Here is a 16,274-nt window from a genome sequence, read left to right as displayed (position 1 = left end):
GTTCATCCCATGGCACACAAGAAGGCAGGCGGCTCGTCCCGCAACGGTCGCGACTCGGAAGGCCGGCGCCTCGGCGTCAAGAAGTTCGGCGCGGAAGCCGTGATTCCAGGCAACATCATCGTGCGTCAGCGCGGCACCAAATGGCATCCCGGCGCCAATGTCGGCATGGGCAAGGACCATACGCTCTTCGCGCTGGTACCGGGCCATGTCCGCTTCGAGACGCGCCGCGGGCGCGCCTTCGTGGCCGTAACCCCGCTGGCCGAGGCCGCGGAATAAGAGGCGGGCGCCTTTAGAGGCGAAGCTGGCGTCCCGCCCGGTGTCCCACACCGGACCGGAGACGTCGTTGCCGAGCCCCTGACGGGCCGGTTCGGACGGAACACCCGGGGAGGATGGGACGCCATCCTCCCCTTCGTCGTCTTGAGGCGGTGTCCCGGAGCCGGGAACGCCGCCCTGCGAGGGCACGATGTTCCCCGATCTGACCCGTGATGACGTTTTCCGGATCGAGACGCGGCGGCTGTGGCTGCGCTGGCCGACCGCCAAGGACAGGGACGCGATCCTGAAGCTGGCCGGTGATCCGTCTGTCGCCGCGATGCTGGCGCGGGTGCCGCACCCGCTTCCGGCCCCGGTGGTGGATGCGTTCCTGCTGCAGGCGCGCGCGCAGAACACCGCCGGGTCGGCCCTCACGCTCGCCCTCGCGCCGCGGGCGGCGCCCGGCAGCCTCATCGGTGTGATCAGCATCGAGGGGCGGACCGAGGGGCCGCCGGAACTCGGCTACTGGCTCGGGCAGCCCTATTGGGGCAGCGGCCTGATGGCCGAGGCCGTGACGGCTCTGTGCCACGCCTTCTTCGCCTATACCGGCGGGACGGAACTGGCTGCGTCGGCCCGCACGGTCAACCCGGCGTCCCGGCACGTTCTGGAGACCTGTGGCTTCGTGCAGGCCGGCAGCGCGACCCGGCCCTTCCCGGCGCGCGGCGCGGATCTGCCGGTCGATCTCTTCAGCCTCGACCGGCGGCGCTGGCAGAACCCGCCGTCGGAGCCGGCGATGACGCGGGCCGCCTGAGGCGGCCTTTCGGCGCCGGGGCTGGCCGGCCGCCGTCGACAGGGTGATGGTGCGGGTCGCGAATCCGCACCCGACAAAGGATTCAGGTCGTGAAATTCCTCGACGAAGCCAAGGTCTATGTCCGCTCCGGTGACGGCGGTCCCGGCTGCGTCTCGTTCCGGCGGGAGAAGTTCATCGAGTTCGGCGGGCCGAACGGCGGCGACGGCGGCCGGGGCGGCGATGTCTGGGTGGAGTGCGTCGAGGGGCTCAACACCCTCATCGACTACCGCTACCAGCAGCACTTCAAGGCCAAGAAGGGCGAGCACGGCATGGGCTCGAACTGCCACGGCGCCAACGGCGCCGACACGGTCCTGAAGGTCCCGGCCGGCACACAGATCTTCGCCGAGGACGGCGAGACGCTGCTCGCCGACCTGACCGAGGTCGGCCAGAGGATCCGCCTCGCGAAGGGCGGCAATGGCGGCTTCGGCAACGCCTATTTCACGACGTCCACCAACCGCGCCCCGAAGCACGCCAATCCCGGCCTGGAAGGCCAGGAGATGTGGATCTGGCTCCGGCTCAAGCTGATCGCCGATGCCGGCCTCGTCGGCCTGCCGAATGCCGGCAAGTCGACCTTCCTGGCGAGCGTCACCGCCGCGAAGCCGAAGATCGCCGACTACCCGTTCACCACCCTGCATCCCGGCCTCGGCGTGGTGCGCTCGGACGGGCGCGAATTCGTGCTCGCCGACATCCCGGGCCTGATCGAGGGCGCGCATGAGGGCGTCGGCCTCGGCGACAAGTTCCTCGCCCATGTCGAGCGCTGCCGGGTGCTGCTGCACCTCGTCGACGGCACGAGCGAGCATGCCGGCAAGACCTACAAGCTGGTGCGCGGCGAGATCGAGGCCTACGGCAACGGCCTCGCGGAGAAGCCCGAGATCGTGGCGCTCTCGAAGGCCGACGCCCTCGACGCCGACACGCTCAAGAGCCAGGTGGCCAAGCTGAAGCGCGCCGCCGGCCGCGCGCCGCTGGTCCTGTCCTCGGCGAGCCGAAAGGGCGTCCCCGAGGCGCTGCGGGCGCTCCAGTCCGAGATCGATGCCAGCGCCGAGGCCGAACGGAAGCCGGTGGACGCCTGGCAGCCATAGCCGTCGACCGGTTGTCCCGAGGACGCGGCGGCCGGGACCGACAGGACCGGGTCTGAGCCCTGTCGGTCCGGATCGAGCGTCGTCTCAGCCCTGCTTCAGCTTCGCGAGCGTGTCGGCGGGGACGCCGGTGAAGTTGTTGGCGAGGAGATAGTTCGGGCTCGCCTTGATCCAGGCATCGAGGTCGATTTCCTCGAACTTGCCGTTGTCCCAGGTCTGGACGATCTCGAGATCGTCGTCGCCGACGTTCTTGATCGCGTGGCCGAACCCCATGGGGATGTAGGCGACGTCGCCGGGCTTGAACTCCGCGACCTTGCCGCGGCCGCCCGAGCCGAACAGGGCCACCTGACCCTTGCCCTTCAGGTAATAGTGCCACTCGTTGGCGTTCACGTTCCAGTGGAACTTGCGCATCTGGCCCGGCCGGATCGTCATCACGCCGCCCGACATCGACTTGGACACCGGCCACTCGTCGACTGTGGCGAGGCGGAACGTCCCACCGTCGAAGTCGCGGACCGCGCGCGGATCCTTCAGGAGCCGGAACTTGTGGGTCGATTCCTTCGGCCAGGGCGCGTCGAGCGCCTGGGCGAGCGGGATCACCGGCCCGGCCTGGATGTAGGCCTCGCCCTTCGGGAACGCGTTCAGCGCGGCTGTCGGCAGGCCGAAATCGAGGGCCAGCATGTCCTTCGGCGACACGTCGACCCAATCGGTGATCGAGAACGTGCCGTGCTCCGAGAAGGCGCCGTTGTCGAACGACAGGATGAAGTGGCACGGCTTGTCGCCGATCGTCTGGATCGAGTGGCCGTGCCCCTTGGGGAAGAACCACAGGTCGCCCGGCTCGTAGTTGTTGATCTCGCTCGCCCCCGAGGGATCGAGGACCACGGTCTGGCATCGGCCGTCGATGACGTAAGCCCACTCGGCCGCGATGGCGTGCCAGTGCAGCTCCCGCGACGCGCCGGGATCGAGGAACATGTGTACGCCCGCGATCCCCTTGCTGATGGGGAACTGGTGGACGGTCGCCTCCTTGGCCCAGCCGCCCGACGTGATCTTGGGGACGTTGCCGTCGAGCGAGAAGTGGAAGTCCGGCATGGCGCCGACATCCTTCGGGTCGTGGTAGGCGACCGGAGCGCCGGGGGGCAGCTGCTGAACGTCCCGCCCGAAGCCGCCGGCCCCGGGCGCCCCGTGATCGGTCGCCGCGGCGGCGGCCCCCTGGGTCAGGGCGACGAGACCGCCGGCCCCGAGGGCTGCGGTCCCGAGAAACGCGCGTCGATTCGCGTCCATCTTGTCTGTGTCCTGTGTGCTGAGGTCGAGCGCGCCGGGGCTCGGTGCGGTGCAGCGTCGAACCGGCCGCCGCGCTCCCGCGCCGCAATATCGATCTTTGGCATGCCACATACTCACGACCACGTGAGGGATGAGGCCGCTCGCAGGAACGTGTGCCACGGTCGTGCCGGCCAACGATCTGGACGCGCCGGCGGCCCGAACCGCCCGGGCGCCGCGAGCCATGTCGTCGGACGGCTGTTCAAGAGGCGGGTCTTGCTTCACACCCGGCGCAAACGCGCGTTTTCGCAAGAATCATGATCCCTGCCCTCGAAGAATTCCGCCGTGTGGTCATCAAGGTCGGCTCGGCCCTGCTGGTCGATCGCAGTGCCGGCCGCCTGCGCCACGCCTGGCTCGCGGCGCTGGCCGAGGACATCGCGGAGCTGCACGGGCGCGGCGTCGACGTGCTGGTGGTGTCCTCCGGCAGCATCGCCCTCGGCCGGACAGTGCTGGGCCTTCCACCCGGCGCCCTGCGCCTGGAGGAGAGCCAGGGCGCGGCCTCCGTGGGGCAGATCACGCTGGCCCGCCACTGGGCCGAGGCTCTGGGCCATCACGGCATCGTCGCCGGCCAGATTCTCGTGACGCCCCAGGATACCGAGGAGCGCCGCCGCTACCTCAACGCCCGCGCCACCGTCCTGAAACTCCTGGAGATGCGCGCCGTCCCGGTCGTGAACGAGAACGACACGGTGGCGACGTCCGAGATCCGCTACGGCGACAACGACCGGCTGGCGGCCCGGGTCGCCACCATGATCGATGCCGACGTCCTGGTCCTGTTCTCGGATATCGACGGTCTCTACACCGCGCCGCCCAAGAACGATCCGGAGGCCCGCCACCTCGCCGTCGTCGAGCGCATCACCCCGGAGATCGAAGCCATGGCCGGCGGGCCGGCCTCCGAGCTGTCGCGGGGCGGCATGCGCACCAAGGTCGAGGCCGCCAAGATCGCGGCCTCGGGCGGCACCCACTTGGTCATCGCCGACGGGCGCGGGAAGAACCCGCTCAAGGCGATGATGGAGGGCGCGCGCTGCACATGGTTCCTCTCAGGCTCCACCCCGACGGCCGCCCGCAAGACCTGGATCGCGGGATCCCTGGAGCCGCGCGGCACCCTGACGATCGATTCCGGTGCCGAGCAGGCGCTGCGGAGCGGCGCCAGCCTCCTGCCCGTCGGCGTCCGATCGATCGAGGGCAGCTTCTCCCGCGGCGACGCCGTGTTGATCCGTGATCCGGCGGGACGGATCCTCGGCCGTGGCTTGGTGGCGTATGACAGCGCCGAGGCTGCGCTCATCATCGGTCACCCGAGCGCGCATATCCCGGACTTGCTCAATTATCCGGGCCGCGCCTGGATGGTGCATCGCGATGACTTGGCACTGTTCTAGAAAATGCCGATCTAAACTAATCTATTTACAATTTTCCGCTCCGATCATTGCGCCCAATCACGAGCCGGCACTCTTGTCGGACCGGTGTCGGGTGTGCAAATACGGCGCTTTCCATCGTCTGGCCGTTCCTGCGGCCGTCGCACATCGAGGACGCCAGCGTGCCCGTCCTGAACCTGAGATCGGACTTCGCCGAGGCCGATTCCCTGCCGGAGCAGATGGCGGCCATCGGCCGTCGGGCCCGCGCGGCGGCCCGGCGTATGGCGCTGGCCTCGGCGCGAACCAAGGACGGGGCGCTCAAATCGATCGCCGAGCGGATCCGGGCGAGCCGTGACGAAATCCTGAGCGAGAACGCGCGGGACGTGGCCGCCGCCCGGAGCGCGGGCCAGAGCGCCGCCCTGATCGACCGTCTCACCCTGGATCCCGGGCGGCTCGCCGCCATGGCGGATGCCGTCGAGAAGGTCGGCTCCCTGGCCGATCCGGTCGGACGTCAGCTGGCCGCCATCGAGCGGCCGAACGGCCTGCTGATTGAGCGCATCGCGGTGCCGCTCGGCGTCGTCGGGGTGATCTTCGAGGCGCGCCCGAATGTCACTGCGGACGCGGGTGCGCTCTGCCTCAAGGCCGGCAACGCCGCGATCCTCCGCGCCGGCTCGGACAGCCATCGCACGGCTATGGCGATCGCGCGGGCCATGAGCCGCGGGCTCGCCGATGCCGGCTTGCCGGAGGACGCCATCCAGCTGGTGCCGACCCGCGACCGCGCCGCCGTCGGGCTGATGCTCGCGGGCCTCGACGGTTGCGTCGACGTCATCGTCCCGCGGGGCGGACGTGGCCTCGTGGAGCGCGTCCAGGCCGAGGCGCGCGTTCCGGTCTTCGCCCATCTCGACGGCATCAACCATGTCTACGTCGCCGCAGCGGCCGACCTCGACATGGCCCGCACCGTGCTGCTCAACAGCAAGATGCGCCGCACGAGCGTCTGCGGCGCCGCCGAGACCCTCCTGGTCGACCGCGCCTGTGCCGCGACCCATCTTGCGCCGCTCGTCCACGCGCTGCTCGAGAGCGGCTGCGCGGTCCGCGGCGATGCCGAGACGCGCGCCGTCGATCCGCGGGTGACCGCCGCCTCCGAGGAGGATTGGCATACCGAGTATCTCGACGCGATCATCGCGGTGCGGGTGGTCGACGGGATCGAAGCGGCCATCGAGCACATCGAGACCTACGGCTCGCATCACACCGACGCGATCATCACCGAGGACGACACGGCGGCGACCCGTTTCCTCGCCGAGGTCGATTCGGCCATCGTCACCCACAACGCCTCCACCCAATTTGCCGATGGAGGCGAGTTCGGCTTCGGGGCCGAGATCGGCATCGCCACGGGGCGGATGCACGCGCGTGGGCCGGTGGGTGTCGAGCAGCTGACCACATTCAAGTATCGCGTCCACGGCAACGGCCAGACGCGCCCGTGACCTGCGCTGAAGGTCCGGCGTGCGGCTGACCCTGCCGCCGAGCGCCCCCGGCATGCGGATCGGCCTTTACGGCGGGTCCTTCAACCCCGCCCATCTGGGCCACCGGCACGTGACCCTCGCGGCACTGCGTCGGCTAGGCCTGGATCGGGTCTGGTGGCTGGTGAGCCCGGGGAACCCGCTCAAGAGCCGGAACGCCCTCCCCTCGGTGGAGGTGCGGTGTGCCCAGGCCCACCGCATCGCCCGTCATCCGCGGATCGCCGTGACCGGCATCGAAGCGGCTCTGGGCGTCCGCTTCACGGTCCAGACCCTGCGCTTCCTGAAGCGCCGCTGCCCCGGCGTGCACTTCGTCTGGATCATGGGGGCGGATTCTCTCGGCACCTTTCATCGCTGGAAGGGTTTCGCCGAGATCGCCCGGCTCCTGCCGATCGTCGTCATCGACCGGCCGGGTTTCACCATGACACCGCTCAGCGCCCGGGCTGCGCGGCGCTTGGCCGACGCCCGGATTCCCGAGGAGGCGGCATCGACGCTCGCGCTGCGGCCGCCGCCGGCCTGGGTGTTTCTGCACGGGCCCCGTTCGAGCCTGTCGTCCACGCAGATTCGCGCAAGTACGGGGCCAACGACGTCACGACGGCCGCAAGCGCGGTTGCAATCGACGACCGATACCGCCAATTTCATGTCATCCCGCACGGCATGACGCCGCCGTGTGGCAGAACGAGGAACCAGGACTCTGCCCGAGACCAGCCGCACGGAGATGATCCGCACCCCCGTCCAAGCCCCGGTGGAAGCCGGTCAGGCGCGCTCGGACGACCTTAAGGCCCTTGCGCTCGAATGCCTCGATGACATGAAAGCCGAGGAGACGATCGCAATCGATCTGGCCGGCAAGACGTCGCTCGCCGACACGATGATCATCACCTCTGGGCGCTCGCAGAGGCATGTCGGCTCGATCGCCGACAAGATCGTTCAGGAAATGAAGAACCGCGGCTTCGGCAACGCCCGGGTCGAGGGCCTCCCGGCCTGCGACTGGGTGTTGATCGATGCCGGCGACGTGCTGGTGCACATTTTCCGTCCCGAGGTCCGCGGCTTCTACAACCTCGAGAAGATGTGGGGCGCCGACCGCCCGGTCGGGATCGCGGCCGGCTGATCCGGACCGCGGCCGATGCGCCTGATTCTGGCCGCAGTCGGACGTCTGAAGGCCGGTCCTGAGCGCGAGCTGGCCTCACGATATCGCGACCGCGCCGCGCAACTCGGTCGCGGGCTCGGCTTCGCCACTTGCGACAGCATCGAGATCGCGGAATCCCGTGCCCGTCGCGCCCTCGACCGATGTGCCGAGGAGGCGGCGGCCCTGACGGGCCACATGCCGCCTGGCGGTGTACTGGTCGCCTATGACGAACGGGGTCGTGCCGATATCGGAAGCGAGGCGCTGGCCGAACGCGTCGCCGCTTGGCGCGATGCCGCGCGGCCGGCACTCGTGGTGGCGATCGGGGGGCCGGACGGTCTGGACGCCTCAATTCGGACGAAGGCGGAGTTGATCCTGTCTTTCGGGGCCGCCACCCTGCCCCATGGACTCGTGCGCGTGCTCGCTCTCGAACAGCTCTACCGCAGCCTCACCATCCTGTCGGGGCACCCCTACCATCGCGGTGAGGCGGGCTGACCCCCTATGGCCATCCCTGAGATGACGGCCGGGTCGAAGTCCGCGTCGAGACGCGCGCTGCAGACGCTGACCCTGGTCGCCCTCGTCTCGATCGGCTCGGCCGCGCGGTCCGAGACGCCTCCGGCCACCGACCCCGAAGCCATTCAGCGTGCCAATGAGGAACGTGAGCGCCGGGCCGAGAATCTGAAGCGCGTCCAGGATGCGATCGCGGCCAGTGCCGGCCAGCGTTCGCAGTTCGAGTCGGAGATCGCAGCCATTGGCTCCGACCGGGCGAAGCTCGACGCCGCCCTTCTCGATGCGGGCCGACAGGCGCAGGCGACGGAAGACCGCCTGAGCCGCCTGGAGGAGCGCCTGAAGGCGATGAGCGAGAGCGAGGCAGCGATCCGCCACTCGCTGCAGGGCCGACGCGGCATCGTCGCCGAGATCCTGGCGGCGCTCCAGCGCATGGGGCGCAGGCCGCCGCCGGCCGTTCTGGTGAGCCCTGAAGACGTGCTCGCGGCAATCCGGACCTCGATGCTGCTTGGCGCGGTGGTGCCGGAACTGCGCGGCGAGGTCGACACCCTGGCGGCCGATCTCGCGGAAATGATCAGGCTGCGCGGATTGATCGCGCAGGACAAGGAAGGGCTGTCCAATGACCTTGCCGGATGGGCGCGCGAACAGCAGCGCCTGCAGGCGCTGGTCGCCGCCCGCCGCGCCCGTCAGGCCGAGATCGAGAGCGGCCTCACGGCAGAGCGCCGCAGGGCCGCCGAACTCGGTGCCCAGGCCAAGAACCTGAAGGACCTTCTCGATCGCACGGAGGCAGAGGTCGCAGCGGCGAAGCGCTCCGCCGAGGAGGCCAAGGCAGCGGCCGAGCGGGAGGCGCGCATCACCCAGGAGCGCTTCGCCGCGGCCGGCTTCCGCGACCCCGCCCGATTGGCACCCAAAGTCCACTTCGCCGAGGCGCGGGGCGAAGTGCCGCGGCCGGTGAGCGGACGCGTCGCACGCGGCTTCAACCAGCCCGATGGCAATGGTGGCACCACCCGCGGCGTGTCGTTTACGACCCGTCCCAAGGCGTCCGTCTCGTCCCCGGCCGACGGGTGGGTGCAGTTCGCCGGGCCGTTTCGGTCCTACGGGCAACTCTTGATCATCAACGCTGGCGACGGCTACTATCTTTTGCTAGCGGGGATGGATCAGATCAGCGTCGAGGTCGGTCAGTTCGTGCTCGCGGGCGAGCCGGTCGGCACCATGGGCGAGAAGAGCGCAGGTCCCGGCGGGTCCGAGGGTGATCCCACCCTGTACGTCGAGTTCAAGAAGGACGGCGGCTCCATCGATCCGGAGCCGTGGTGGGCGAAGAGCCCGAACAATACGGTACTTGGCGAGAAGGTTCGCGGCTGATGCGCAAGACTTCCCTGATCATGCTCGGCGCCTTCCTCGGTGCCGGCACCTCCATGGTGGCCACCCAGACCGACTTCCTGTCGGGCCCGCGGGCGGTGGCTGCCTCGGCCGAGACCTATCGCCAGCTCAGCCTGTTCGGCGACGTTTTCGAGAAGGTCCGCACGGACTACGTCGAGAAGCCCGACGAATCGAAGATGATCGAGGCGGCCGTCAACGGCATGCTGACGTCGCTCGACCCGCATTCGAGCTACATGGACGCCAAGGCGTTCCGTGACATGCAGACCACGACGCGCGGCGAGTTCGGCGGTCTCGGCATCGAGGTCACGATGGAGGACGGCCTGATCAAGGTCGTCACGCCGATCGACGATACGCCGGCTGCCAAGGCGGGGCTGCTCGCCAACGACATCATCACGCAGATCGATGACGATCAGGTTCAGGGCCTCACCCTGAATCAGGCGGTCGACAAGATGCGCGGCCCGGTGAATTCGAGCGTCAAGCTCAAGATCACCCGCAAGGAGTCGAAGGATCCGATCGACGTTACGCTCACCCGCGACGTCATCAAGATCAAGCCGGTACGCTCGAAGGTCGAAGGCGGCGACGTCGCCTATATCCGCCTGACCCAGTTCAACGAGCAGACCTTCGACGGCATGCGGGCTGCGATCGACAAGCTGTCGAGCGAGATCGGGGCCGACAAGATCAAGGGCTACATCGTCGACCTGCGCAACAACCCGGGCGGCCTGCTCGATCAGGCCGTGATGGTGTCCGACGCCTTCCTGGATCGCGGCGAGATCGTCTCCACCCGCGGCCGCAATCCGGACGAGACCCAGCGCTTCTCCGCCAAGGCGGGCGACCTGACCAAGGGCAAGCCGATCGTGGTGCTCGTCAACGGCGGCTCGGCCTCGGCCTCCGAGATCGTGGCCGGCGCCCTGCAGGATCACAAGCGCGCGACCATCATGGGTACGCGCTCCTTCGGCAAGGGATCGGTGCAGTCGATCATCCCCCTCGGCGGTTCGGGCGCCCTGCGTCTGACCACGGCGCGCTACTACACGCCGTCGGGTCGCTCGATCCAGGCCAAGGGCATCGAGCCGGATGTCGAGGTCCTGCAGGAGGTCCCGGACGAGCTGAAGGGCAAGGACGAGACCAAGGGTGAGGCAGGGCTGAAGGGTCACCTGAAGCAGAAGGATACCGACGAGCGCGGTGGATCCTCCGCCTACGTTCCGCCGGATCCGGCCAAGGACAAGCAGCTGATCTCGGCGGTCGACTTCCTGCACGGCATCCAGAAGGGCGCCGCCAACGGCACGCCTTCGGCGCAGCAGCAGAAGCCCAGCCTGCCGAACTGACGGCGTTCGGAATGCCCTGACGACCCGATCCCGCCCGGCGCCGCGCCGGGCGGGATTTTCCGTTCCGGGACCGGGCATTAGCGGAACGTTAACCATAACCGCCGGCAATGGACGGAAGGATTGGCGCATTGCCGATCGGCGCAGCAATCGTGATCCCGCATCGAGAGCCGCTTGACCGAGTCCACGGACGATATCCTCACGCGCCCCCTCGGGGTGCCTGAGGCGGTGCCGGCGCAGCCCACGAGCCGGCTCGGGCAGCTGATCGCGGCTGCCCGGCGGCCCCGTATCGCTGCTGCCGCGATCGCGGCCGGCTTTGCAGTGGCAGCCGGCCTTGTCCTCGCCCTCGGGGATCCCGACGGCGGCGAACCGCGCGTGCAGGTCGCGATCGCGATGCGCGAGCCCACGATGCGTCCGGCCACACAGGCGCCTCCCACCCTGCAGCCCCAGGTCCTTGCGACTGCCCCCAGCACGGCCCCGCTTCAGCGCAGCGCCGAGGAGGTTGAGACCGCGTCCGGCGTGACGGTGGTGCGGCCGCCCGGCAGCGGTCCGAGCGATGCGGTGGTGATCCGCGTACCGCCGCCGAATGCACCGCGGCTCGTCCCGGCGCCTGATCCGCGGATCAGCGAGGCCGGACGCCACGGGCTGATGCCGAAGCTCGGCGAGGGGCGCATCCGCCCGCTCGACGTCTATGCCCGCTCCGAGGAACCCGGCACCGGTCCGCGCATCGCCATCGTGGTGACCGGGCTGGGCATCGGCCAAGCCACGACGGCCGTGGCCACCGCTCGCTTGCCCGCCGCCGTCAGCCTTGCCTTCCTCCCCTATGGCGGCGAGGCCGAGCACGCGGCCGCACGTGCGCGGGATGCCGGCCACGAGATCTTCCTGCAGCTGCCGATGGAGCCGTTCGATTACCCCGACAGCGATCCGGGGCCCCAGACTCTGCTGACGGCCCTGAGGGGACCGGAGAATGCCGATCGTCTTGCCTGGGCGATGACGCGCTTCTCGGGCTATGTGGGCCTCGTGAATTTCATGGGCGCCAAGATGATGGCCGATGCGGCCTTCGAGCCGGTGCTGCGCGAGATCGGCGCCCGTGGCCTGGGGTTCCTCGACGACGGAACGGCGCCCAAGGCCGCGACGATGCCCGCCAACAAGGGCAAGACACCGATCGCCCGCGCCGAGATCGTCCTCGACACCACGCCGCGCGCCGACGCCATCGATGCGGCCCTGGCGCAGGCGGAAGCCCGGGCGCGTGCCAATGGCTTCGTCCTCGTCTCGGCGACCGGAACGGCACTGAGCGTCGACCGGATCGCCCGCTGGGCCAAGGACATCGACGCCCGCGGTCTGCGCTTGGTCCCGGCGAGCGTTGCGCTGCGCGGCGTCCGCGACAAGCGGGTCTCGACGGCAGATTGAGGACGCGCGTGATTATAGTCAGCGCAAGTAGATCCACCCCCACCGGGATCGGGAAAGACTTGCGCGGCGTTGCCGCAACGGCCACCCCTGACCTATGGTCGTCTCGATGGTAACGGATTCGGACCTGGGCACCGCCCTGCCCTACCGCCCCTGCGTGGGCATCGCGCTGATTGCGCCATCGGGCGGCGTGTTCGTCGGACGGCGCAAGAAGGGTGCGGGTTCTGAGCATGTGGCCGGCCCGCACATGTGGCAGATGCCTCAGGGCGGCATCGATCCCGGCGAGGATCCCGAGGCCGCCGCGCGCCGCGAACTTTACGAGGAGACGAACGTACCGCCGGAGGCCGTGAAGCTCCTCGCCGAGATCCCCGAATGGCTCGCCTATGACCTGCCCCCGGCCGTGATGAAGCAGGCCTGGAAGGGTCGGTATCGTGGCCAGACGCAGAAATGGTTCGCCTACGGCTTTGTGGGCAGCGAGGACGTGATCGACGTGCTCAATCCCGGGGGCGGCGCCGACAAGCCGGAATTCGATGCCTGGCGCTGGGCGCAGTTCGCCGAACTTCCCGATCTGATCGTCCCCTTCAAGCGGCCGGTCTACGAGGGGGTCGTCGCGGCCTTCTCCGGTCTCGATCGATGGTCGGCGCAGCGTTGACCGCGCGGACGGGGCGCTGAGGCCATGCGCTGGCTCGCGATCCCGCTCGCCCTGGCCGTCGCGTGGCTTGCCTTCACCATGAGCCCGCTGTGGTCGCTCTACGACCTCGCGCAGGCGGTCCGCCGGCACGATGCCGCCTATGTCGAGGGCCATGTGAACTTCAGGACCCTGCGACTTTCGCTGGTCCGGCAGATCACCGCGGCAATGCGCACGGCATCCGAGACCGATCCTGACCTCGAGCCCCGCGACCGCCAGCGCCTCAACGACGCCGCCTACGGCCTGGCGCTTGCACTCTCCGAAACGATGGTGACGCCGGAAACGGTGATGGACCTTCTGGCCAATGGCTGGCCCGACAAGCTCGATGTCGAGCGGCCGGCCGGCGCTCATCCCGAGGGCTTGGCGATCCGCGGTTTGGGGCGGCTCGTGTCATACTATACGGCGTTGGAGATGCGGGGCTTTCGCGCCGTCGTGATCCCGATCCCGCCCGAGGGATCGCGCGCCGAGCGCACGCGCATCCGGCTGCGGCTGCGCGGGTTGAGCTGGCGCCTCGTGGATATCGAGATGGCCGATGTTCTGCGCGAGCAGATCGCCGCCAAGTTGAGCCGGGCTCTGGCCCGCGCCAAGATCGGCGCCAGCGCCGGCGAGGAGCGTTAGACGGCGGGCCCTCGACGCGTCCGGCCGACTTCCGCGCCCGCCTATTCGGGTCGACGCGGAATTGCGCCTGACCCGTGCCGTACGGAGCGGGGCATGGCTACTTCGCCGTCGGGGTGCCGCCGGCAGCCTTGGGCTGGCGCGCCTCGTTCAGATCCTCGGCCTTCTCCTCATCGGTGTCGCCGCTCTGCTCGATGGTCTTGCTCGGGTTGGCGAGGAGCGACCGGACGATGCCGAGAAGCACTTCGCACTCGCCGGGAAACTTGTAGCTCTCGAGGACGATCGCGGCATCGCGCAGGGTCCGCAGGTCGCGCACCAGCTGAGCATTGGCATCCTCGCGCAGCTCGCTCTTCTTGGCGATCGCCTCCTCGATCTGCGCGCCTTTCACGTCGCAGGCGGCTCGGGCCGGCGATGCAGCGATCGCGGCGGCGAAGGCGAAGCCGATTGCGGGAAGGGAGCGCCACATGGCGGATGTCCTCGAAGGTCCAGTTCAGACGGCATGAAGGAGCGCGGCGCGCAGGACGTCCTGCGTCAGCGCCACGAGTTGGCTCGGACGATAGGGCTTCGGCACGAACACCGAGCCTGGAACGGCCTCGCACGGCGGAAGGCAAGCCCGGCCGCCGGAGGTGTAGACGACCGGGAGGTCGGGAGACAGCTCGCGGGCACAACGCGCCAGCGACAGGCCGTTCGTATTGCGGGCGAGGTCGATATCCGTGAAGAGCAGGTCGACGCTCTCGCGAGCCAGGATGGACTCGGCTTCCCAGGCATCCGCAGCGGTGAGCACCCGATACCCTTCCTCGAGCAGCGCCTCGGCGGCCAGTTCGCACACGGTCGGCTCATCCTCGACGATCAGGATCGTGGCGGCCCGGTCCGGGACGGGCATGGACGGGCAGACGAATGCGGCGGCGAACGGAACCATGACGCAACTCCCACTCACCCGGCGGGGGCTCGATGGCCCCGGGCCGGATCGTAAGGGCAACGGCCCCTTCCGACGCGGCGTTCACCGTGTTTGCATCGAATTGCTCGGGTTTGGTGAGCGGCGCGTTAACCGCGGCCCGGCGTCCCTCAACGAAGCCGTCCGAATGGTTAATGGTTCGTTACCGCGCCGTGACGGGGAGGCTTGGTCGTGAGGCGTCCCTGGCAGCTCGGCTCCGGCCTGCTCCTCACGGGCCTCGCCGGTTATGTCGATGCCCTCGGCTTCGTGCGTCTCGGCGGCCTGTACATGTCGTTCATGAGCGGCAACACCACGCAGCTCGCGGTCCTAGGCGCCGGGGCCGAGCTGCATCGCATGATCCTGCCCGCGACCCTGATCGTCGCCTTCCTGGCGGGGTCGGTTCTCGGCAGCGGGCTGGCCATCCTGGTCCCGGCCCGGTGGACGACGCCCGCGGTGCTGGCCTACGAAACCCTGCTGATCCTCGCCGGTCTGGGGCTCGGTCTCGAGTCGCCCGAGCTGGGCCTCGCGGCCTTCTTCGTCGCCTTGGCGATGGGGTCGCAGAACGCCGTCCTGGCGCAGGTCACGGGCTTCCGAGCCGGGACCACCTTCGTGACCGGGGCGCTGTTCAGCCTCGGCCAGAAGATCGCGCAGGCCCTGACCCGCACCGGCGATCCGCTGGGGTGGATCGGCGATGCTCTGGTCTGGATGTCGCTGCTGTTCGGCGCCTTTCTCGGTGCCCACGCCTATCAGCAATTCGGCCTGTACGCGTTGGTCGCCCCGGCGGCCGTCTCGGGCGGCCTGGCGTTGATTACCGCCTTCATGGTCTTGCGCGCCGCGCCGCCGGCCGCAAATGTCCCCCCGACATGAGCAGCGCCATCAGCAATCCCTCCCTCACCAGTCACGTCGCCGCGCTGGAGCCCGGCGAACACGTGCTCGCGACGCATTTCCTCAAGGATGTGCCGGCTCTGGCGCTGAGCGACGGCAACGTCGTCCTGGCGAAGGACGACGGCCTGACCCGCCTCGCGGCCCATCCCGACGGCGGCATCCTCGTGGCTGCCGGTGGCGGCGACCGCCTGCTCACGGGCGGCGACGACGGCCGCGTGGTGGCGATCCGCGCGGATGGGACGATGGAGCCGGTCGGCCTCTCCAAGGGTGGGGCGTGGATCGATGCGCTCGCCGTCCATCCCGACGGCGCCGTGGCATGGTCGGCGGGCCGCACGGTCGTGGCCCGGGACGCGAAGGGGCGCGAGAAGACCTTCGAAGCGCCTTCCTCCGCCCGCGGCCTCGTCTTCGCGCCCAAGGGGTATCGCCTCGGGGTCGCCCACTACAACGGCGTGAGCCTCTGGTACCCGAACCTGGAGACGCCCGCCGAGGTGATCGGCTGGAAGGGTTCGCATATCGACGTGACGTGGTCGCCGGATGGGCGGTTCGTGGTCTCCACCATGCAGGAGAACAGCCTGCACGGCTGGCGGCTCCAGCCGGATCGCGGCCACATGCGGATGTCGGGCTATCCCGGCAAGGTCCGCTCGATGTCCTGGTCGTTCGATGGTCATTGGCTCGCCACGAGCGGCGCCGAGGCGGCGATCATTTGGCCGTTCGACTCCAAGGAGGGACCGACCGGCAAGGCTCCGCGGGAATGCGGCGTCCGTCCGGCCCGCGTGTCCCGGGTGGCGTTCCACCCGAAGGCGCCGGTTCTGGCCATGGGCTACGAGGATGGCTGCATCCTGCTGGTCCGCTTCACCGACGCGGCCGAACTCCTGGTCCGTCCGGCCGTATCGGGCAGCGGCGTGACCGCGCTCGCCTGGGATGGCCGCGGCGGCCGATTGCTGTTCGGCTGTGCCGACGGCAAGGCGGGCTTGCTGACGCTGCCCGGCTGACGCTGCCGGGCTGAAGCCTGTCGCGGCTCCGGCTGGAACCGCGACCATCGGCATGTTCTTTGTCCGGGGTCG

18 protein-coding genes are annotated in these 16,274 nt (G+C 69.3%); 15 read left to right on the top strand and 3 right to left on the bottom strand.

The window, feature by feature from the left end; all coding sequences use genetic code 11:
* Nucleotides 1–9: 9 nt before the first annotated feature.
* The 3 genes from rpmA (at nucleotide 10) to obgE (ending at nucleotide 2,178) form a co-directional block, all read left to right on the top strand.
* Nucleotides 10–276, top strand: coding sequence for a 50S ribosomal protein L27 (gene rpmA / locus P9K36_RS00875; RefSeq protein WP_043352185.1), 267 nt, complete (start codon nucleotides 10–12; stop codon nucleotides 274–276).
* 187 nt (nucleotides 277–463) lie between these two features.
* A complete protein-coding gene (locus P9K36_RS00870) occupies nucleotides 464–1,060 on the top strand; it encodes a GNAT family N-acetyltransferase (protein ID WP_043754990.1) in 597 nt (198 codons plus the stop codon).
* Between the two features lie 89 nt (nucleotides 1,061–1,149).
* The gene (obgE, locus tag P9K36_RS00865; RefSeq protein WP_043754988.1) at nucleotides 1,150–2,178 is read left to right on the top strand and encodes a GTPase ObgE; all 1,029 of its coding nucleotides are present in this window, start codon (nucleotides 1,150–1,152) and stop codon (nucleotides 2,176–2,178) included.
* 84 nt (nucleotides 2,179–2,262) lie between these two features.
* On the opposite strand, the gene P9K36_RS00860 is transcribed toward obgE, so the two are convergent.
* Nucleotides 2,263–3,453 carry a cupin domain-containing protein gene (locus P9K36_RS00860; protein ID WP_043754985.1) on the bottom strand — a complete coding sequence of 397 codons (1,191 nt, stop codon included), beginning with the start codon at nucleotides 3,451–3,453 and terminating at the stop codon, nucleotides 2,263–2,265.
* A gap of 293 nt (nucleotides 3,454–3,746) precedes the next feature.
* Here P9K36_RS00860 and proB point away from each other — a divergent pair, with 293 nt between their 5' ends.
* The 10 genes from proB (at nucleotide 3,747) to P9K36_RS00810 (ending at nucleotide 13,394) form a co-directional block, all read left to right on the top strand.
* Complete coding sequence (gene proB, locus P9K36_RS00855; protein WP_043358093.1) at nucleotides 3,747–4,862, top strand: glutamate 5-kinase; 1,116 nt, start codon at nucleotides 3,747–3,749, stop codon at nucleotides 4,860–4,862.
* Nucleotides 4,863–5,020: 158 nt separating this feature from the next.
* Entirely contained in the window at nucleotides 5,021–6,319 is a 1,299-nt protein-coding gene (locus P9K36_RS00850) for a glutamate-5-semialdehyde dehydrogenase (RefSeq protein WP_043754983.1), read from the top strand.
* A 52-nt stretch (nucleotides 6,320–6,371) separates the two neighbouring features.
* Nucleotides 6,372–7,013 (top strand): nicotinate-nucleotide adenylyltransferase, encoded by a 642-nt coding sequence (locus P9K36_RS00845; protein ID WP_043760589.1) that lies wholly within the window; start codon nucleotides 6,372–6,374, stop codon nucleotides 7,011–7,013.
* A gap of 57 nt (nucleotides 7,014–7,070) precedes the next feature.
* On the top strand, nucleotides 7,071–7,460 hold the full coding sequence (rsfS, locus tag P9K36_RS00840; protein ID WP_075381505.1) for a ribosome silencing factor: 390 nt from the start codon (nucleotides 7,071–7,073) through the stop codon (nucleotides 7,458–7,460).
* A gap of 15 nt (nucleotides 7,461–7,475) precedes the next feature.
* Entirely contained in the window at nucleotides 7,476–7,970 is a 495-nt protein-coding gene (rlmH, locus tag P9K36_RS00835) for a 23S rRNA (pseudouridine(1915)-N(3))-methyltransferase RlmH (protein ID WP_043754982.1), read from the top strand.
* Between the two features lie 6 nt (nucleotides 7,971–7,976).
* Nucleotides 7,977–9,344, top strand: a complete 1,368-nt coding sequence (locus tag P9K36_RS00830) for a peptidoglycan DD-metalloendopeptidase family protein (RefSeq protein WP_091994723.1) — start codon at nucleotides 7,977–7,979, stop codon at nucleotides 9,342–9,344.
* On the top strand, nucleotides 9,344–10,684 hold the full coding sequence (locus tag P9K36_RS00825) for a S41 family peptidase (protein ID WP_043358098.1): 1,341 nt from the start codon (nucleotides 9,344–9,346) through the stop codon (nucleotides 10,682–10,684). The genes P9K36_RS00830 and P9K36_RS00825 overlap by 1 nt, the downstream gene beginning before the upstream one ends.
* A gap of 171 nt (nucleotides 10,685–10,855) precedes the next feature.
* A complete protein-coding gene (locus P9K36_RS00820; RefSeq protein WP_043754979.1) occupies nucleotides 10,856–12,091 on the top strand; it encodes a divergent polysaccharide deacetylase family protein in 1,236 nt (411 codons plus the stop codon).
* A 94-nt stretch (nucleotides 12,092–12,185) separates the two neighbouring features.
* Nucleotides 12,186–12,740 carry an RNA pyrophosphohydrolase gene (locus tag P9K36_RS00815; protein ID WP_043754976.1) on the top strand — a complete coding sequence of 185 codons (555 nt, stop codon included), beginning with the start codon at nucleotides 12,186–12,188 and terminating at the stop codon, nucleotides 12,738–12,740.
* Nucleotides 12,741–12,764: 24 nt separating this feature from the next.
* A complete protein-coding gene (locus tag P9K36_RS00810) occupies nucleotides 12,765–13,394 on the top strand; it encodes a DUF2939 domain-containing protein (protein ID WP_043754973.1) in 630 nt (209 codons plus the stop codon).
* Between the two features lie 97 nt (nucleotides 13,395–13,491).
* Here P9K36_RS00810 and P9K36_RS00805 read toward each other — a convergent pair whose 3' ends face one another.
* Both P9K36_RS00805 and P9K36_RS00800 read right to left on the bottom strand, forming a co-directional pair.
* On the bottom strand, nucleotides 13,492–13,857 hold the full coding sequence (locus P9K36_RS00805) for a hypothetical protein (protein ID WP_052083507.1): 366 nt from the start codon (nucleotides 13,855–13,857) through the stop codon (nucleotides 13,492–13,494).
* Nucleotides 13,858–13,881: 24 nt separating this feature from the next.
* The gene (locus tag P9K36_RS00800; RefSeq protein ID WP_043754970.1) at nucleotides 13,882–14,310 is read right to left on the bottom strand and encodes a response regulator; all 429 of its coding nucleotides are present in this window, start codon (nucleotides 14,308–14,310) and stop codon (nucleotides 13,882–13,884) included.
* A 207-nt stretch (nucleotides 14,311–14,517) separates the two neighbouring features.
* Between P9K36_RS00800 and P9K36_RS00795 the strand changes: the two genes are divergently transcribed.
* Nucleotides 14,518–15,192, top strand: a complete 675-nt coding sequence (locus tag P9K36_RS00795; RefSeq protein ID WP_043760585.1) for a YoaK family protein — start codon at nucleotides 14,518–14,520, stop codon at nucleotides 15,190–15,192.
* Complete coding sequence (locus tag P9K36_RS00790) at nucleotides 15,189–16,202, top strand: WD-repeat family protein (RefSeq protein WP_043754966.1); 1,014 nt, start codon at nucleotides 15,189–15,191, stop codon at nucleotides 16,200–16,202. Before P9K36_RS00795 ends, P9K36_RS00790 begins: the two co-directional genes overlap by 4 nt.
* Nucleotides 16,203–16,274 lie beyond the last annotated feature (72 nt).

This window comes from Methylobacterium sp. 391_Methyba4 (genome assembly GCF_029691625.1).
GTDB classification, from domain to species: Bacteria; Pseudomonadota; Alphaproteobacteria; order Rhizobiales; family Beijerinckiaceae; genus Methylobacterium; species Methylobacterium fujisawaense.
Note: the sequence above shows the minus strand (reverse complement) of the source record. Positions and strands in the feature narration are given on the sequence as shown.

Excerpts from the sequence above, each read along its gene's own strand:
- rpmA (WP_043352185.1), top strand. The coding sequence starts at position 10 with ATGGCACACAAGAAGGCAGGCGGCTCGTCCCGCAACGGTCGCGACTCG.
- P9K36_RS00870 (WP_043754990.1), top strand. The coding sequence starts at position 464 with ATGTTCCCCGATCTGACCCGTGATGACGTTTTCCGGATCGAGACGCGG.
- P9K36_RS00860 (WP_043754985.1), bottom strand. The coding sequence starts at position 3,453 with ATGGACGCGAATCGACGCGCGTTTCTCGGGACCGCAGCCCTCGGGGCC.
- proB (WP_043358093.1), top strand. The coding sequence starts at position 3,747 with ATGATCCCTGCCCTCGAAGAATTCCGCCGTGTGGTCATCAAGGTCGGC.
- P9K36_RS00845 (WP_043760589.1), top strand. The coding sequence starts at position 6,372 with ATGCGGATCGGCCTTTACGGCGGGTCCTTCAACCCCGCCCATCTGGGC.
- rsfS (WP_075381505.1), top strand. The coding sequence starts at position 7,071 with ATGATCCGCACCCCCGTCCAAGCCCCGGTGGAAGCCGGTCAGGCGCGC.
- rlmH (WP_043754982.1), top strand. The coding sequence starts at position 7,476 with ATGCGCCTGATTCTGGCCGCAGTCGGACGTCTGAAGGCCGGTCCTGAG.
- P9K36_RS00830 (WP_091994723.1), top strand. The coding sequence starts at position 7,977 with ATGGCCATCCCTGAGATGACGGCCGGGTCGAAGTCCGCGTCGAGACGC.
- P9K36_RS00825 (WP_043358098.1), top strand. The coding sequence starts at position 9,344 with ATGCGCAAGACTTCCCTGATCATGCTCGGCGCCTTCCTCGGTGCCGGC.
- P9K36_RS00815 (WP_043754976.1), top strand. The coding sequence starts at position 12,186 with ATGGTCGTCTCGATGGTAACGGATTCGGACCTGGGCACCGCCCTGCCC.
- P9K36_RS00810 (WP_043754973.1), top strand. The coding sequence starts at position 12,765 with ATGCGCTGGCTCGCGATCCCGCTCGCCCTGGCCGTCGCGTGGCTTGCC.
- P9K36_RS00805 (WP_052083507.1), bottom strand. The coding sequence starts at position 13,857 with ATGTGGCGCTCCCTTCCCGCAATCGGCTTCGCCTTCGCCGCCGCGATC.
- P9K36_RS00800 (WP_043754970.1), bottom strand. The coding sequence starts at position 14,310 with ATGGTTCCGTTCGCCGCCGCATTCGTCTGCCCGTCCATGCCCGTCCCG.
- P9K36_RS00790 (WP_043754966.1), top strand. The coding sequence starts at position 15,189 with ATGAGCAGCGCCATCAGCAATCCCTCCCTCACCAGTCACGTCGCCGCG.